Annotated in this window: 16 protein-coding genes; 4 read left to right on the top strand and 12 right to left on the bottom strand. The window is 33.4% G+C overall.

Going from position 1 to position 17,189, the window contains the following annotated elements:
* Positions 1-20 precede the first annotated feature (20 nt).
* The gene (gene ppk2 / locus NAMH_RS04075) at positions 21-929 is read right to left on the bottom strand and encodes a polyphosphate kinase 2 (RefSeq protein WP_015901937.1); all 909 of its coding nucleotides are present in this window, start codon (positions 927-929) and stop codon (positions 21-23) included.
* 84 nt (positions 930-1,013) lie between these two features.
* Here ppk2 and NAMH_RS04070 point away from each other — a divergent pair, with 84 nt between their 5' ends.
* From NAMH_RS04070 to NAMH_RS08980, 3 genes are read left to right on the top strand one after another with little or no spacing between them, the layout of a single operon-like run.
* Positions 1,014-2,180 carry a pyridoxal phosphate-dependent aminotransferase gene (locus NAMH_RS04070; protein ID WP_015902525.1) on the top strand — a complete coding sequence of 389 codons (1,167 nt, stop codon included), beginning with the start codon at positions 1,014-1,016 and terminating at the stop codon, positions 2,178-2,180.
* Positions 2,177-2,458, top strand: a complete 282-nt coding sequence (locus NAMH_RS04065; protein ID WP_012663659.1) for a Dabb family protein — start codon at positions 2,177-2,179, stop codon at positions 2,456-2,458. Before NAMH_RS04070 ends, NAMH_RS04065 begins: the two co-directional genes overlap by 4 nt.
* 2 nt (positions 2,459-2,460) lie before the next feature.
* Complete coding sequence (locus tag NAMH_RS08980) at positions 2,461-3,501, top strand: GGDEF domain-containing protein (RefSeq protein ID WP_015902191.1); 1,041 nt, start codon at positions 2,461-2,463, stop codon at positions 3,499-3,501.
* Here the strand turns inward: NAMH_RS08980 and NAMH_RS04055 are convergent.
* Genes NAMH_RS04055 through NAMH_RS04040 form a run of 4 tightly spaced genes read right to left on the bottom strand, consistent with a single transcriptional unit; the run spans position 3,491 to position 6,900 of the window.
* Positions 3,491-4,075, bottom strand: a complete 585-nt coding sequence (locus tag NAMH_RS04055; protein ID WP_015901857.1) for a DedA family protein — start codon at positions 4,073-4,075, stop codon at positions 3,491-3,493. The genes NAMH_RS08980 and NAMH_RS04055 overlap by 11 nt on opposite strands.
* 7 nt (positions 4,076-4,082) lie before the next feature.
* Positions 4,083-4,835, bottom strand: coding sequence for an exodeoxyribonuclease III (gene xth, locus NAMH_RS04050; protein WP_012663758.1), 753 nt, complete (start codon positions 4,833-4,835; stop codon positions 4,083-4,085).
* A 57-nt stretch (positions 4,836-4,892) separates the two neighbouring features.
* On the bottom strand, positions 4,893-6,275 hold the full coding sequence (locus NAMH_RS04045; protein ID WP_015902351.1) for an FAD-binding oxidoreductase: 1,383 nt from the start codon (positions 6,273-6,275) through the stop codon (positions 4,893-4,895).
* A gap of 1 nt (position 6,276) precedes the next feature.
* Positions 6,277-6,900: a plasminogen-binding N-terminal domain-containing protein gene (locus NAMH_RS04040; protein WP_015902601.1), complete on the bottom strand. Its 624-nt coding sequence runs from the start codon at positions 6,898-6,900 to the stop codon at positions 6,277-6,279.
* A gap of 44 nt (positions 6,901-6,944) precedes the next feature.
* Between NAMH_RS04040 and NAMH_RS04035 the strand changes: the two genes are divergently transcribed.
* On the top strand, positions 6,945-8,495 hold the full coding sequence (locus tag NAMH_RS04035) for an L-aspartate oxidase (protein WP_015902832.1): 1,551 nt from the start codon (positions 6,945-6,947) through the stop codon (positions 8,493-8,495).
* Here NAMH_RS04035 and NAMH_RS04030 read toward each other — a convergent pair.
* From NAMH_RS04030 to NAMH_RS04000, 7 genes are all read right to left on the bottom strand, one after another.
* Positions 8,488-10,398 carry an EAL domain-containing protein gene (locus NAMH_RS04030; protein ID WP_015901841.1) on the bottom strand — a complete coding sequence of 637 codons (1,911 nt, stop codon included), beginning with the start codon at positions 10,396-10,398 and terminating at the stop codon, positions 8,488-8,490. The genes NAMH_RS04035 and NAMH_RS04030 overlap by 8 nt on opposite strands.
* Positions 10,399-10,483: 85 nt before the next feature.
* On the bottom strand, positions 10,484-11,449 hold the full coding sequence (locus NAMH_RS04025) for an iron-sulfur cluster assembly scaffold protein NifU (protein WP_012663496.1): 966 nt from the start codon (positions 11,447-11,449) through the stop codon (positions 10,484-10,486).
* A 75-nt stretch (positions 11,450-11,524) separates the two neighbouring features.
* Entirely contained in the window at positions 11,525-12,697 is a 1,173-nt protein-coding gene (locus tag NAMH_RS04020) for a cysteine desulfurase family protein (protein ID WP_015902151.1), read from the bottom strand.
* Positions 12,698-12,761: 64 nt separating this feature from the next.
* Positions 12,762-13,736, bottom strand: coding sequence for a UDP-3-O-(3-hydroxymyristoyl)glucosamine N-acyltransferase (lpxD, locus tag NAMH_RS04015; protein WP_012663729.1), 975 nt, complete (start codon positions 13,734-13,736; stop codon positions 12,762-12,764).
* A 285-nt stretch (positions 13,737-14,021) separates the two neighbouring features.
* A complete protein-coding gene (gene ilvN, locus NAMH_RS04010; protein WP_015902265.1) occupies positions 14,022-14,483 on the bottom strand; it encodes an acetolactate synthase small subunit in 462 nt (153 codons plus the stop codon).
* A complete protein-coding gene (locus tag NAMH_RS04005; RefSeq protein ID WP_012663818.1) occupies positions 14,480-16,177 on the bottom strand; it encodes an acetolactate synthase large subunit in 1,698 nt (565 codons plus the stop codon). Before NAMH_RS04005 ends, ilvN begins: the two co-directional genes overlap by 4 nt.
* Positions 16,178-16,273: 96 nt before the next feature.
* A complete protein-coding gene (locus NAMH_RS04000) occupies positions 16,274-17,182 on the bottom strand; it encodes a Ppx/GppA phosphatase family protein (RefSeq protein ID WP_015902070.1) in 909 nt (302 codons plus the stop codon).
* Positions 17,183-17,189 lie beyond the last annotated feature (7 nt).

Below are 17,189 nucleotides of genomic sequence, written 5' to 3'. Positions count from 1 at the left end.
TTTATAATTTTAACATAATGCTAATCAAGTTGTAAATTTTTTCTATGATATCTTTGTACTATATCCGGATCAGGATGCAGTGATACTTTTGCATCTTTTTTCCCATCATAAGGAATTTGAGACAATACATATCTTATACTTTCAAGTCTTGCCGTTTTTTTATCGTTTGAATTAACTATTATCCAAGGTGAATAACTTGTATGCGTTCTGCTAAACATCTCTTCTTTATAATGTGTGATTTCATCCCACAATTCTTGTGCCTTTTTATCAACAGGTGAAAGTTTCCACTGTTTAAGAGGATTTTTCATTCTTTCATCAAATCTTTTTTTCTGTGTTTCTTTTGAAATACTAAACCAAAATTTAATCATTATTATTCCGTCGTCTATAAGTGCATGTTCTATTTCAGGAACTTCCATCATAAATTTTTCATACTGTTCAGGTGTACAAAAACCGAAAACAGGCTCTACAATAGCCCTGTTATACCAGCTTCTGTCAAAAAAGACTATTTCACCAGGATCAGGAAGATGTTTAAAATATCTTTGAAAATAAAACTGCCCGGTTTCTACTTCTGTTGGTTTCGGTAATGCAACTACTCTGTATTTTCTTGGATTCAAATGTTCCGTAAAACGCTTTATTGCTCCGCCTTTTCCTGCTGCATCCCTTCCTTCATAAATTATCATTACTCTTTTTTTATTCTCATATACCCAGTTTTGAAGTTTTATAAGTTCTATTTGAAGTCTTATCAATTCTTCTTCATACTCCACATCTCTTAAAACTTTTCTAAGTTTCTTTTTTCTTACGAGACCTTTAAGTCCTGTTTTTGTCCGTAACTTCCTGAATGCTTCTTCTAAAAAATCAAGCTTTTTTAATAACTCTTCATTTTTAATTTCTTTTTTTAAATCGTTTATTGTATTGAAAAGTGTTTTCATTTTTTTCCTTTTATCTTTATTATAAATAAATCGGCAAATTAAAAAAAATATTATATAATTATGTTAAAAATATAAGGGTCAAATATGTTTAGTAAAAGAATCGAAAAATTATCCCCTTCTCTTACAATAGCTATCTCTCAAAAAGCAAGAGAATTAAAAGCTGCAGGAAGAGACATATTGGCTTTCAGTGCGGGAGAGCCTGATTTTGATACACCTAAAATTATAAAAGAAGAAGCTATCAAAGCGATAAACGAAGGATTTACTAAATATACTTCCGTTGCAGGTATTCCTGAAGTATTGGAAGCAATCAGAATAAAACTAAAAAGAGACAACAACTTAGACTATTCTCATGATGAAATTATCGTAAGTAACGGAGCTAAACAATCTTTATATAATATTATGGCATGTCTAATCGAAGAAGGTGACGAAGTTATCATACCTGCACCTTATTGGGTAACATATCCTGAGCTTGTAAAATATCACGACGGTATTCCGGTTGCAATTAACACAACGGAAGAAACTAATTTCAAAATTACCCCGGAAATGCTTAAAAAAGCTATAAATCCTAATACGAAAATGTTAATTTTAACAAGCCCGAGCAATCCTACCGGTGCAGTTTATTCGAAAGAAGAATTAAGCGCTCTGGCTGAAGTACTTAAAGGTACCGACATTTGGGTTGTAAGTGATGAAATGTACGAAAAACTCATTTATGAAGGTGAGTTTTGCGCTACGGCAAGTATCAATAATGATATGCTTCAAAGAACAATTACAGTAAACGGACTGAGTAAATCTCATGCAATGACAGGTTGGAGATTCGGATATCTTGCAAGTAAAAACAAAGATTTAATAAAAGCTATGATAAAACTCCAATCTCAAATGACATCAAATATAAACTCAATTACTCAAAAAGCAGCAATCCCGGCTCTTTTAGGAAAAGCTGACGCTGATGTGGAAATGATGAAAGCCGAATTTAAAAAAAGAAGAGATTATGTTTATGAAGCTTTCAATAATATTCCGGGATTAAGTGCAGCGAAACCTCAAGGCGCTTTTTATATTTATGTAAACCACAAAGAAGTTATGGAAGAATCAATGGCATTTGCGCTTACATTATTGGAAGACAAAGGTGTAGCAGTTGTGCCGGGCATCGGATTTGGAAGTGAAGGATATTTTAGATTTTCATTCGCTACAGACCTTGAAACGATCAAAAACGGGATAAAAAGAATAGAAGAGTTCGTAAAAGGTCTTAAATGATCAAACACGTAGTACTGTTTAAAACAAAAGAGAACGCTCCTTTGGAGATTTTTAAAGAAAAAATAGAAAATTTAAAAAATGATATTCCCGAAATTATAAACATACAAGTAGGTATTGATATTAAGTTTGACCCTAATTCTTCCGATTTCTGTGTAATAACGGATGTAAAAAACATAAATGATTTAGAAATTTATGCAAAACATCCAAAACATTTAGAGGTTATCTCTTATATCAAACCATATATTATAGAAAGGAAAGTGGTAGACTTTAAGGTATAAAAATGTTAATAAAATTAAGAAAAAAAGGAATAGCAGTATCGTCACCTATTTTGGTACTGCTATTGCTTATTTTAGGTATTACCCTTTTTAACGGATACTTATTAACAAAATCATTAAAAACTTCTATTTATAAAGATGCTTTTTTAGTAAATAAATTAGGACAAATCAGAGGGTCTGTTCAAAGATATGCTAAATTAAAACTTCAGCATATTTCCGCAGATTTTGTGAAAGCGCAAATTGAAAACGATTTTAATATTATCGATGAATTAGCCAAAAACGGCTATTTTCCAAAAGAAAAAGAATCTCAATTTAAATATTTATATAATAAGGTCAGACATTCTTGGAATGAACTTAAAAATGAAAATGACTGCGACGCAATTTTAATATTAAGCGAAAAATGCTGGGAAGAAGCGGATAAACTTACAAGTTATACCGCCAGAGTTTCCGAATACAAAAACAATCTTTTATTAAAAAAAGTTTCATACATTACTTTAATAACTGCAATACTTATTCTTTTTATAATCTTTTTTGTCTATTTTATGATCAAAAAAGGTTTAGAAAAAGAAAAAATAATAGACCCTTTAACCAAACTATACAACAGGCGCCATTTTATAGAAAATTTCAATTATTTCATAGACTTATATGAAAGATACAAAAGACCTTTTTCTATAATTTTTTTAGACATAGACAACTTCAAAAAAATTAATGATACTTACGGACACCAAAAAGGTGATGAAATTTTAATAAACCTCTCTAAACATATTATGCAGATGCTGAGAAATACAGACTTGGCATTCAGATATGGTGGAGAAGAAATAGTTATTATTTTACCGGAAACAGAACTTTATGAAGCGTTTCAAATTGCAGAAAGACTTAGACAGAGCATTAAAGAAAAAATTCAAATAAAATCTAAACCGGTTACAGTAAGTATGGGTGTGGGCACATATAAAGGCGAAGGAATGTTTTCATTTATTGAAAGAGTTGACGAAGCCGTTTATAGAGCAAAAAGAGCAGGAAAAGATAAAGTTATAATCAGTCAGTAGTTTTTTGTTTTTTTAAGTCAAAAAACACATAAACACTTGCGATAACAATAACACCGCCAAATAAAACCAAACTACCATATACTACTTCTTTATGAGCACTTTCACCTGCTCCGAATATATAACCTATCATTAACATAAAACCTACCCAGATCAAATTTGCTGCGTATGTTAAAGGTATAAACCACCTAAGAGGCATATGAGAAAGACCGGCCGGAATTGAAATATACTGACCAAGACCGGGTGTCAACGGAGCAAGAAATGCGGAAATTTTACCGTGTCTTGCCCAGAATTTATTTACTTTTTCGATTATCGGTTTATCTTTTAAAAGTTTATTAACTAAATATTTCGCAAGGAAATAATTTATCAAAGCTCCGGTAAGTGAGCCTAAAGAACCTGCAATCCAAAGTAATAAAAGGTTTTTTTCACCAATTGCAGCCAAATATCCGGCAGGTAATAATACAAGTTCACTCGGAACGGGAATAAATGTTCCTACTAAAACCATGTAAATATAAACACCGACATATCCTATTGAATTACAAAAATCAACTAAAAACTGAACTATTTCATTAAACATCTCAACCTCACAATTCAACAATTATTGGAACATGATCCGAAGGTGTCGGCTTTCTTTTTCTTCTCACGGAAGTTAATATTTCCACATTTTTAACTTCTTTAGCAAGAGTAGGAGAAAGAAACACATAATCTAATCTCATTCCTTCATTTTTATAAACTTTCGCACCTCTGTAATCATAAAATGTATATACTCTTTCATTTTTATTGAATTCTCTGATAACGTCTACAAACCCCATATTCAAAATATTATTTATCATTGCTTTTTCTTCGGGAAGGAACGTCACTTCTCCTTCCCATATTTCAGGATCCCATACATCCAAATCACTATAAGCCACATTCATATCGCCGCATAAAACAACTTTGTCTTTACTTAAATCAAACCTGCTTAAAAACTCAAAAAGTTTATTATAAAAATAAATCTTATATTCAAACCTTTCCCCGTAATTATCCCCTAACGGAACATATACGTTAATTATATGAATTTCATCTATTAAAGAATATATAAATCTTGCTTCTTCAAGCTCTCCTTCAAAACCCTTTTGATATTTTTCTATAGGAATTCTTGAACATACAGCCACGCCGTTTAGTTTTTTTTGTCCGTGTATTACACATTCGTACTCTTCGTCAATTTTAGGAAATTTATCTTCTTCGACTTTAATCTCCTGCATACATAACACATCTATATCATATTCTTTAATAAGGTTTTGAACAATTTCAAGTCTACTTCTTATAGAATTTACATTAAACGTACATATTCTCATTACTGTTTTCCTTATTCACTTCACAACTAATAAATTTAACTACTTATTACTAAAAAATCACAGTCCCATTTTTCCGGGATTAAGTATACCGTTCGGATCAAATGCATTTTTAATTCTTCTAAAAAGGTTTAACTCCTCTTCGGTAAAGGCAAGTTTCATAAACGGAGCCTTACTGATACCTATACCGTGTTCCCCGCTTAGCGTTCCGTCAAGTTCCACTACAAGCTTAAATATTTCTTCAACAGCTTCATACCCTCTTCTAACCTCATCTTCATTGCTACCGTCAACCATAACATTTACATGAATATTACCATCCCCAGCATGACCGAAACAAGGAGCTAAAACATTGTATTTTTCAGCAATAGCATAAATTCCGTTTAATGCTTCGGGTAATTTGCTTCTTGGTACCGAAATATCTTCGTTAATTTTTTTACTTCCATACATTGTGATTGACGGTGATGCATTTCTTCTTGCATACCATATTTCGTTTGCCTCTTCATCATTCGCTGCTATTCTGAATTCTTTAGCACCTTCTTCTTTAAAGCTTTTTTCTAATATGTTTAATTGATAATCAATCTCTTCGTCAACATTACCGTCTACGTCTCCTACAAGAAGAGCCCCTGCCCATTCAGGTAAATTCACACCTAACTTTTCTCTAAGCGCTTTTACTACAAGAGCATCCATAAACTCCATAGCTACAGGCATCGCACCACCCGCAAGTGATTTATACACCGCATTCATAGCCTGTTCAACGTTTTCAAAAATTCCCATATATGTTTTTTTAAGTTTCGGTTTTGGAAGTAATTTCAATGTAATTTCCGTAATTACAGCAAGAGTACCCTCACTTGCAATTAAAATTCCGGCAACATTATATCCCGCAACATCTTTAATTGTTCTTTTTCCGGCTCTTATGATGTCTCCATTTGGAAGTACGGCTTTAAGACTCATTACATAGTCTTTAGTAAGCCCGTATTTAGCAGCTCTCATACCACCCGCATTTTCACTTACATTTCCACCTATAGTTGAGTAATCCATACTTGCCGGATCAGGCGGATAAAAAAGTCCTTTTGCTTCAACTGCTTTTTGTAGATCTGCATTAATAACACCAGGCTGAACAACCGCAACCATGTCTTTTTCGTCAATTTCAAGAATTTTATTCATATATTTCTCAAGTGCCAATACAATCCCACCGTTAACGGGCAAAGCACCTCCGGTAAAACCGCTTCCGGCACCTCTTGGAACTATTGCTATCTTATTCTCGTTACAGTATTTAAGTACTTTGCTTACTTCTTCTTCGTTCGCAGGAAACACCACCGCATCCGGTTCATAATGTTCTTTTGTAGCGTCATACGAATAGGCCCTTAAATGAGGTTTATCTATTTTTACATCTTCCTCACCGACAATTTGCTTTAAAGCATCAATATGTTTTGCGTCTATCATTTTATTCCTTTATCAAACTTTTATAATATGCAATCATATTTTTGTCATTTATATCGAATTTAGGATATGTTGTAAAGAACATTTCTTTAAATTTTTGAGAATTTTTCCCGTATTTTTTTATTGCGTAAAAACTGTCAGCATCTACTTCATAAATTTTATCCAATACGAAAACATATCTTCCTATATCCATTTTTTTAGCAAAATTTATAAATTCCTCTCTTGTGGGGATATCTTCTAAAAAGGCTGCGAAATTATCAGGATTTATAATAATTGCATTCTTGTAATTTTCTTTTGTTTTAAGATACAGATATTGATTAGGTGCGATTATCAGAATTCTATTATAATTCTTTGCAAGAAGGATTTTATCACCTTTTTTCGGTAATACAACAGGCAAAGCGAATGCTTCGTTTTTTAAATTGTCATAAACTTTTAATTTAGCTTTTTTACCGTATGTTACGGCTTTTGCACAAATTATATGCTTACCTTCAAATGGACATAAAACTACTCCGCTTACACCTTTTTTTACATATTTGTCTAATGTTACAACATCTCCGTTAATATTTGTAATACTTACTTCATAACCGCTTAACAATACCGCAGCTAACAACCAAAACAACCATCTCATAAGCTTTCCTCTTTTTTGATACAATTATATCAAAAAGGACGTTAATGAAATATGATATTTTGGTAATTGGAAGCGGAATTGCCGGAATGATGGCTGCAATTGAAGCAAAAGAATTAGGAAGCAATATAGCTATCGTTACAAAAAAATCCCCTATGGCAAATAATTCTTTCATGGCCAAGGGAGGTATAAACGCGGCCCTTAACAATATGGAAGACGGTGATTCTATCGAACATCATATTCAGGATACATTAAAAGGTGGAGTAGGTATTGCTGACGAAGAAGCTGTCAGAATTTTTTGTGAACAAGCTCCTCAGGTTGTAAGGGAACTACATAGAAGATTTAAAGTCCCTTTTAATACGTTGCCTAACGGTAAACTTGCACAAAGACCTTTTGGCGGTACAAAATTTAAAAGAACAGTATATGCTGCGGATGCAACAGGTCCGGCTATTATGAAAGCATTAAATAAAGCTTTGAAAGATTTGGGCATTGATATTATTAAGAACCATTTAGCATTAAATTTACTTGTAAACGACGGAAAAATAGCAGGGGTTACATTTTTAGACGAAAAAACAAATGAATTAAGAGTTATTCAAGCAAAAGCGGTTATCGTAGCTACTGGAGGATATGCCGGACTTTACAAAGGTTATACTACAAATGTTAATGATGCCACCGGTGATGGTGTGGCTATGGGACTTAGAGCCGGTCTTGAGGGAATGGATATGGAGTTTATACAGTTTCATCCTACGGGACTTGAAGGCAGTAATTATTTGATCAGTGAGGCTGCAAGAGGAGAAGGAGGAAAGCTTATCAATAGTGAAGGTAAAGAATTCGTTGATGAATTAAATACGAGAGATTTCGTAACCCGTGCCATTGTTAAACAGCTTCAAAGAGGTAAAAAAGTATATTTGGATTTAACCGATATTCCGGAAGATATTATAAACACTAAACTTATTAACCTGAAAAAAAGAGTTAAGTCTTTAAAAGGTATCGATATTGCAAAAGAGCCTATCCCTATTACCCCGCTTGCTCATTATACAATGGGAGGTATCAAAACCGATACGTATTGTTTTACGGATATTGAAGGACTCTTTTATGCCGGAGAAGCTGGAAACAACGGAGTAAACGGTGCTAATAGACTCGGAGGTAATTCATTGAGTGAAGGTGCGGTTTTCGGTAAAATTGCTGGATATCAAGCTGTAAAATATTCTCACAGACAGCAGTCATACGTAGATTTACCGAATGAACAAATTGAAAAAGACAAAGATCTCTTAAACAAACTAAACAATACTAAAATTGATGCAAAAGAACTAAAACATAAACTTGGTGATTTACTGTTTAATAAAGTTGGCATTATAAGAAATGGTTATCAGCTTAAAAAAGCTCTTGAAACATTAAACGAAATGAAAAACAACCTTGAAAGTGAAAACGACTCGTCAATACAGGAAAAAATAGAACTTATCAATGGTATTGATATTGCAACGGCAATCGCAAAAGCCGCACTTGACAGAGAAGAAAGCAGAGGTGCACATTTCAGACTTGACTTCCCAGAAAGCGATCACGCGTTTTTAGGTCATACTTATACTAAGCTTAATTAACGATTTCTCTTATTCTCTCCTCTTTTTCTATCAATAGCTCTTCAATCGTTTTAGGCATAGAAAGATAATAACCTTGCAATAAGTCTACACCTGCATCTTTTAAAAATTCAAGAGTTTCTTTATCTTCAACAAATTCAGCAACCAAATGTAGATCGAATTCTTTTCTGAATCCTACAATTATTTTTATTGCTTTTTTTAAAAATTCGTCGTCTTTTAAACCTTTAACCAAAGTTCCGTCTATTTTCAAAACCCTTATCATATCTCTTCTTAAAAGATTTATTACAAGCAATATAGAAGAATAACCGCTACCGAAATCGTCTACTGCAAAATATGTATTTGTATTTTTATTTATACTTTCAATTAATTCTAAATTTTCTACAAAACGTTGTTCAGTCAACTCCAAAACTATATCAACGTCGATTTTTTTAATAATCATATTTAATTTTTTAATATATTCGTCATTTTTCAAAGCCTCAAACGAAATATTTAAAAATATTCTATTCGTTATTTGTTTTATTAAATGCTCTTTTTCTAAAATCTTATCAAGTACCACCATATCAAACTCGGCAATTTTATTCATAGAGTAAATATGGTCAATAAACATACCTGCAGGAATTAATTTGCCTTTGTCAACAATTCTTCCGAGAGCTTCCAAAGAAAAAACCTCATTATCTTTTGCAGTAAAAATAGGCTGAAACATTACATCTATCTCTTTTTTTTCGATTTTTTCTTTAATAAATTTAATATCTATTTGATTTTTAATCCAGTCTTCAAGATGATTTTCTTTATTATTTAAGATTATGTTTTTATGTTCTTCTTTTGCTGCTTGTTTCAAAAATCGGAAATAATTGATCAAATCTTTTATTTGTATTTGTGTATATCTATCCAATTTAATACCGAAAATTGCACCGTCAAAATTTATTTTTTCTCCGTTTATTTCAATAGTTTCACAGATTACTTTGTGTATGTGATCTATTTCTTTTTCAAAAGTATGAAAATCAATATCAGTCCCTATAAAATAAAAATCATTACTCGAACCTTGAATCAAAAGGAAATTTTTTTTATCTTTATATATGTTATGTAGCTTGTTGTACAATATGATTTTTGCATTTGTTACGGTGTTTTCATTAAATAAACTGTTCATTGTTTTTAAATTTTTTAAATCAATTACAGCTACATATAATGTTTTGCTTTTAACTAAAATTTCAATTAAATCGAAAAAGCTTTTTTCTATATTTGTAAAAGTAGCCATATAAAGTTCATTTAAAGTATTATAAAACTTTAAAATCTGCTCTTTTAAATCTCTAAATACAAAATATGATTCGGCGTAATATCCTTTTTTATAAAAAACATAAAAAGAATTTGCAAGCGTATGTATTAAATTGTGCAAATCATGAATATAAACGCATAGATTAACGTCTAAGCATATCATTAAAGATTCTAAATAAGAAAGATATTTTTTAAATTTACATTTTTTTGCATCTACTATAGGAAAATCTTTTAAATTATCATTTTTTACTGCTTTAACGATTTGTTCTATCCATTCTTCATGAGCTTTAAAAAGTAAAAAATCATGTTTTTGTTTTTGAAGTATTAGTGTTTTTAAAGAAGATATCTCTTTTTTTATATATACCTTAGCGGTAATGTTTAGAAGTTTATTAAGTTTTTCTCTGATTTGTTTGTCTTTTATTTCTTCTTTTATAAGACCGAATGAACGGTATACAATAGAATACGGTAGTTTCATTTCCTTATAAAAATTATAACAAACCTCTTCATCAATAGTTTCCGATGACAAGAACTCTTCCAAAACTTTTGCAATACGTTCTATATCCTCTTCACTAAAAGAGTCTTTGACAATTTCGTCATTTAATAATTTTTGTTTTAAAAGTTTGCTTAGTTTCATTTTTAACACCTAAAAGACAAATTAATTATATATTATATCCCTTTTTTGTGTCTTTTATGTGTTTTATAAAAAAAGAAAGAAAAAGTTATATTTGTTCTATTTTGATTTTATCGGTTTTGAAGTGTTTTTTCATTTCATCTTCTATCGCAAGAAGCGTAACGCCTCCGCTTGCGCAAGTTGCACATGCACCCATATATCTGATGTAAACTTTTGTGATTCCGTCTTCTTCTCTTATATCGAGAAGTTCCAGACTACCTCCGTCCATTGCAAGCATCGGTTTTATTTTAGTATCTAAAAATTCCTCAATCGCTTTTATTTTTTTAATAAGGCTCATTTTTTCAAAATCTTCAGTTTCAGTGGCATTTTTGAGGTTTTCTTTTTTCATCTGTTCCTGAACTTCTTTAATTATATCCACAAGATAAACGGGTTTTTCCTCATGTCCGCCCGGAGCTACGCAGCTTTTGCAGTATTTTCCGGCATCTGTGTACTTTTGAAGTTCTTCAACCGTTTTTACGTTGTGTTTTCTAATAATATCTTCAATTTCTTTTCTTGTAACCCTTGCACACTCACACACTATTTCGTTATCTCTAAGTTCATCTGCGTTTTTGCCTTTATATTTTGCAGCCGCTTCGATAATAACGTCATAAGCCATTACGCTGCAGTGCATCTTTTGAGGTGGAAACGCAGGTGTGTTCGGATCGTCTCTTAGTGCTTTTTCAACATCGAGGTTTGTAATTTTCATAGCTTCATCCACCGTTTTTCCGATAGTGAGTTCCGTCATCATATCTGATGAAGCAATTGCGGTACCGCATCCGAAACTTTTGAATCTCGCATCAACGATTTTATCCGTTTTAGGATCCACCAGCCAGTAAAGTCTTACGGCATCACCGCACGCTTCACTACCGAAATCAGCAACTACAAGTTTAAGCCCTCTTTTTTTCGCATCCTCTTCCGTAAACTCTCCAAGGTATTTCGGATTGTTCATTCTGTCTATTACTTTATTTGAATACTGCTCCCACACATTTCCTGTTATTAAATCGTTTCTTCCCATTTTATCTCCTTGTATTTATAAATTATTGAAGTTATTAAGTCTCTAATTCTCAATTCTACATTCTCAATTCTCAATTTATTTAGGCGCCACTTTGGCATATGTCATAGATATAGCTCTTAGTCTCTCAACAATACCAGGCAGTTTTTCAATAACATAATCAATCTCTTCTTCGGTAGTAAAACGGCTCAGTGAAAAAATTATCCCGGTATGTGCTATTTCAGGATCTTCTCCAAGTGCTTCAAGCACTTCGCTACCTTCCAGTCTTTCGCTGCTGCAGCTACTGCCTGTAGCCGCGTATATACCGTTTACGTTCAGATCCCAAAGCATCGATTCGCCCTCTATCCCTCTAAATGAAGCAACCACGGTATTAGGAAGTCTGTATTTTTTATCTACATAGCTTTTCGTATCCGGAATCTGAAGGATGGCTTCTTCGAGTTTGTCTCTTAGTTTTGCAACCCTTGTATGCATTTCATCAAGATGTTCATTTGCGAGTTTCAAAGCCTCCGCCATTGCAATCATACCGTTAAGGTATACACTTCCGCCTCTTTTACCTCCCATCTGATTACCGCCGTGTATAAGGTTTACATACGGAGCACCCTCTCTTACATAAAGTCCGCCTACACCCTTAGGACCGTGAAATTTATGTGCACTGAATGTAAAATAATCAACGCCCAAATCCCTGACATTCACTTTTACTTTTCCAATAGCCTGTGCTCCATCACAGTGAAAAGGAATATTATGTTTTCTCGCAATTTGAGAAATCTCTTTTATAGGTTGTATCGCTCCACTTTCGTTACTTGCAAACAATACGCTAATAAGTGCAGTATCTTCTCTTATGGCGTTTTCAAGCTCTATTGGATCAATTCTTCCGTTTTCATCCGTATAAAGGTATGTTACTTCCATTCCCAAAGTTTTTGCATATGCGCAAGGCGCTTTTATTGAAGAGTGTTCGCTAACTGTTGTAATAATATGTTTTTTACCGCTGCCTTTTAAAAACGCGTCAATAAATGTTTTGATTACCGTATTGTTACCTTCGCTTGTCGATGATGTAATAATAATATCGTCTTCATCTGCCGCTCCGATACCCGGATACAATATATCATAAGCTTCGTTCATTGCACGTCTTGCATCAATTCCAAGCTGATAAATAACATTTACGTTTCCAAAAAGCTCAGTACTTTTACAATAAATATCTTTAACTCTATTATCCATAGGTGTTGTGGAATTGTTATCCAAATATACCATCATTGCACTACCTTTATATAGTTTTGATTAATTGTAACGAAAGAGGGAAAAATTTTTTTGATATATATCAAGATTTTTTAAGAAGTCTGTTTAAAAGTCCTTGAAGCTTTAACCATTGCTTATGAGGCATTAACGGAAATCCGCTGTACACTCCCGGTTTTTTTATACTTTTACTTACACCTCCCCTTGCGGCAATCGTAGTCATAGGAGCTACTTCCAAATGCCCCGCCGTAGCACTTTGTCCGCCCATTACAACATGGTGTCCGAGTTTTGTACTTCCGGCAAGTCCTACTTGTGAAACAAGTATTGATCCTTCTCCCACTTCGCAGTTATGTGCTATTTGAACCAGATTATCGATAATAGTTCCTTTTTTTATTACTGTTTTACCAAACACCCCTCTGTCGATTGTGGTATTTGCACCGATTTCCACATCGTCTTCAATTTCAACAAAGCCCAAATGATAAATTTTAATATGCCTTCCATCTTTTGTGTGCGCATATCCGAACCCGTCACTTCCAATAACACTGCCTGCATGAATTTTTACATTGTTTCCTATTTGCGTATCTCTGTAAACTGTCACATTTGGATAAATAACACAGTTGTCCCCTATTTCCACATCAGGACCTATTACACATCCAGGCATAATCACACTGTTTTTACCTATTCTTGCTCCTTTTCCTATTTGAACGGACGGATGGACTTTTGCGCTGAACGCTATTTGATATCCACCGTCTTCCCAAGGATCTTTTACAAAAAGTTTAGTAAGGATAGCCAATTTTAAATAAGGCTCGTCGGTTATCAGTGGTATAACTCCCTCGGGAAGTTTATCCGCGTCTTCCTTTCTGATTAAAACTGCTTTTGCTTTTGTGTTTTTTAAAAATTTTTCATATTTAGGGTTTTCCAAAAAGCTTATTTCATTTTCGTTTGCATCATGAAGTGTGTTTATTCCTTGTATTTCAGCATCATTATCACAATCCAATTCTAAATATTGACAAATTTCTTTTAAAGTAAACGTTTTATTATTTATATTTCTTTCGCACATAATAAATAACCTTTGTGTTTTTTAAAAATTATACCAAAAAGAAGGGTTGGTAAAGTTGGGAAGTGGTTAAGTGGTAAAGGCTGATGATTTATTAAAATCAATTGATTATACTTGATGTCAGATTAAAATTTTCATAAAGCTCTATTTTAAGTAAATATATAGTATAAAGCCAGCTTTTTTATTTCTTAGTTTTCACTTTATAATAACATTTATAATAACAAAACTTAAATTTTCATTTCAAACTTATAGTGCCAGACACTATTATATAAGAAAATGAGCAAAATGTTATCTTTCGATAACACTCGCTCCGCTTCTTACTATCTCAATAGGTTTATACTTTTTAATGGCTTTTAAAAAGTTGTCAATTCTTACAGGTCTATCAACCACACTTACTATTACGTGTTTTTCACCCACGTTGCTTATACTTCCGTTATAACATCTCGCAAGTGCATCAATATCTGCCAAATGGTTTTCTATCGGAAACTTAACCATGGCCATCTCTTTTTCTATAAAGTCGTCGCTTTCAATAACTTTATACACAGGAATCAGTTTATGAAGCTGCTTTACAATCTGCTCAAATACTTTAGGATCACCCTCACTCACTATTGTCATTCTCGAAAATTCACTGTTTGGAATCGGTGCTACAGTTAAAGAAGTTATATTATAACCACGCCCGGCAAACATATTAACGATTCTTGCGAGCACACCGTGTTCGTTTTCCACTATTACCGATATTATTCTTTTCATTTGTCTTCCTTAAATATTAGCATATTTTTTAGTGGTGAGTTAGGAGGTACCATTGGTAAAACATCTTCACGTCTGTCAATCTGTACATCCAAAAATGCTACTTTTTTAGACTCAATAGCTTCTTTTAAGGCTTTTTCAAATTCATCTTTCGTTTTAACCCTAAATCCGATTCCGCCCATACTTTCGGCAAGTTTAACAAAATCAGGCTGAACGTCGCTAAGATCCGTTTCACTGAGTCTGTCGTCATAAAACATTGTTTGCCACTGTCTAACCATACCAAGATAGTTGTTGTTTAAAATAATATTTATAACAGGAAGTTTATATTTATATCCCGTAAGAACTTCCTGAATATTCATCATAATACTACCGTCACCTGTAAAGTTTATAACAACTCTGTCTTTAACTCCCTCTTTTGCACCAAGCGCTGCAGGGAATCCGAATCCCATAGTTCCAAGCCCACCGCTTGTAAGAAGCTGTCTTGGATATGTAAACGGATAAAACTGAGCTGTCCACATCTGATGCTGACCAACATCTGTAGAAATAACGGCATCTTCCGGTGCAATTTCACCTGTTTTTTGAATTGCCCACTGAGGTTTTATTACAGTGTCGTCATCATTGTATTTCAGTGGATAGAGTTCTTGATATCTGTTTAATATTTCCCTCCACTCTTCATATCTTTCAGGTTCAATTTCTTCAATCAGTAGTGGAAGCATATCTTCAAGTACGTTTTTCAAATCACCGACTATCGGATATTTTGTAGGCACCACTTTACCTATCTGGCTCGGATCTATATCTATATGAACGATATCCGCATGTTTCGCAAACTCGTCAAGTTTACCGGTAACCCTGTCATCAAATCTTGCACCAAGAGATATTATTAAATCCGCATCATTCATAGCCATATTCGCCGCATATGTTCCATGCATTCCAACCATTCCGAGTAGATACGGACAATCATATCTTATAACGCCTCTTGCCATAAGTGTTTCAACAGTAGGTATTTTTGTAAGTTTTACTACTTCTCTTACAAGTTCATACGCACCACTAAGAACTGCTCCGCCACCTACGTAAAATACTGGTTTTTTCGCTCTTTTTATTGCATCAACCGCTCTTTTTATCGCTCTTTTATTACCTTTGTATGTTGGTTTGTATGTGATAAGTTCAATTTTTTCAGGATATTCGAATTTAGTTTTTGCAACAGTAACGTCTTTAGGGATATCAATATGCACAGGTCCCGGTCTTCCGCTTTTTGCAAGATAAAACGCTTCTTTCATAATAAAAGGCAAGTCTTTTACGTCTTTTACAAGGAAATTGTGTTTTGTAATAGGTCTTGTAACACCAACCGCGTCAACTTCCTGGAATGCGTCCGTCCCAATTGCAGTAGTAGGTACCTGTCCTGATATAATTACCATCGGAATCGAGTCCGTATACGCAGTAGCGATACCGGTAACCGCATTGGTAAGTCCCGGCCCACTTGTAACCATGGCAACACCTACATTTCCTGTTGCCCTTGCGTATCCGTCGGCCATATGTACGGCACCCTGTTCGTGTTTAGCCAAAATGTGTTTAAATGAATTTTGTTTATATATTTCATCATAAACATTCATAATAGCCCCGCCGGGATATCCGAAAACAACCTCAACATTCTCTTTTATAAGACTTTCAATTACTATTTGAGCGCCGGTCAATTTCATAAAAAAACCTTTTTGTCGGAATTATAGCAAATTTAAAAAAATTTCAACGATTGCTTGCATAATTAACTAAAACCTATTATTTTTATAAATATAAATTTATATGTTTTTACATTCTTCTATTGCCACACCCTCTCTGAGACCGTCATCGCACACGATACATTCTTTATATTTTGCAAGTTTAAATATCTCTTTGAAAATATATATACCGCTTATAATCAAATCACCTCTGCCTACACCTACAAGTTCTTCTCTTTTTTTCATTTCCATCTTCATAAGTTTTTCAGCCCAGTAATCAAGATCTTCCAAAGTGACTTTAGTTCCGTTTACCCTGCTGCCGTCATAATTTGAATAATTCATTCCGAGTTTTAATGCGGCGATTGTAGTAGGTGTTCCGCTGCTTGCGACGAAAATCTTTGGTTTTCTAAGAGTATTAAATGCAAAATCAAAAAAACTCTTAACATCTTTCATTTTCTTCTTTATTGCTATTTTAATCGCTTCAGGAGTTTTATGCCTTTGTGTAATAGTGACAATTCCGAGTCTGAAACTCTCACTCAAAATACTGTCTTTATTTTTAACGGTAACTTCAGTACTTCCACCTCCGATATCAACCAGTAAAAAATGATTGTAATTATCATAACCGCATTTTTCAAGACATTTTTCAACTGCAATTGCCGTATAATTCGCTTCATCTTCAGGAGTAATTATTTCAAACTCAATACCCGTAGCCTCTTTAATTTTTTTTATAACATAATCTTTATTTTTAGCGGCTCTTAACGCCTCCGTGGCGATCGCTTTTATTTTTTCATTTTCTGAAATATTAAATCTCTGTTTCATATCGTTAATGGCGTTTATTATTCTTTCAATTGCCTCATCGGTAATACCGTCGGTTTTTACAAGTTTATCAGCCGTTTTGACAATTCTTTCAAATTCGTCTATTTTCGTATTCGTAGCACAGTCGTATTTTATCGCCCTGATTGTGTTACTGCCTAAATCTATTGCAATCACTTATACT

Origin of the sequence: Nautilia profundicola AmH, from assembly GCF_000021725.1 — a bacterium.
In the GTDB taxonomy this organism is placed as follows: Bacteria; Campylobacterota; Campylobacteria; order Campylobacterales; family Nautiliaceae; genus Nautilia; species Nautilia profundicola.
This window is presented reverse-complemented; position numbering and strand designations above follow the sequence as displayed.

Coding starts and splice junctions, on each gene's coding strand:
- ppk2 (WP_015901937.1), bottom strand. CDS start 929: ATGAAAACACTTTTCAATACAATAAACGATTTAAAAAAAGAAATTAAA.
- NAMH_RS04070 (WP_015902525.1), top strand. CDS start 1,014: ATGTTTAGTAAAAGAATCGAAAAATTATCCCCTTCTCTTACAATAGCT.
- NAMH_RS04065 (WP_012663659.1), top strand. CDS start 2,177: ATGATCAAACACGTAGTACTGTTTAAAACAAAAGAGAACGCTCCTTTG.
- NAMH_RS08980 (WP_015902191.1), top strand. CDS start 2,461: ATGTTAATAAAATTAAGAAAAAAAGGAATAGCAGTATCGTCACCTATT.
- NAMH_RS04055 (WP_015901857.1), bottom strand. CDS start 4,075: ATGTTTAATGAAATAGTTCAGTTTTTAGTTGATTTTTGTAATTCAATA.
- xth (WP_012663758.1), bottom strand. CDS start 4,835: ATGAGAATATGTACGTTTAATGTAAATTCTATAAGAAGTAGACTTGAA.
- NAMH_RS04045 (WP_015902351.1), bottom strand. CDS start 6,275: ATGATAGACGCAAAACATATTGATGCTTTAAAGCAAATTGTCGGTGAG.
- NAMH_RS04040 (WP_015902601.1), bottom strand. CDS start 6,900: ATGAGATGGTTGTTTTGGTTGTTAGCTGCGGTATTGTTAAGCGGTTAT.
- NAMH_RS04035 (WP_015902832.1), top strand. CDS start 6,945: ATGAAATATGATATTTTGGTAATTGGAAGCGGAATTGCCGGAATGATG.
- NAMH_RS04030 (WP_015901841.1), bottom strand. CDS start 10,398: ATGAAACTAAGCAAACTTTTAAAACAAAAATTATTAAATGACGAAATT.
- NAMH_RS04025 (WP_012663496.1), bottom strand. CDS start 11,449: ATGGGAAGAAACGATTTAATAACAGGAAATGTGTGGGAGCAGTATTCA.
- NAMH_RS04020 (WP_015902151.1), bottom strand. CDS start 12,697: ATGATGGTATATTTGGATAACAATTCCACAACACCTATGGATAATAGA.
- lpxD (WP_012663729.1), bottom strand. CDS start 13,736: ATGTGCGAAAGAAATATAAATAATAAAACGTTTACTTTAAAAGAAATT.
- ilvN (WP_015902265.1), bottom strand. CDS start 14,483: ATGAAAAGAATAATATCGGTAATAGTGGAAAACGAACACGGTGTGCTC.
- NAMH_RS04005 (WP_012663818.1), bottom strand. CDS start 16,177: ATGAAATTGACCGGCGCTCAAATAGTAATTGAAAGTCTTATAAAAGAG.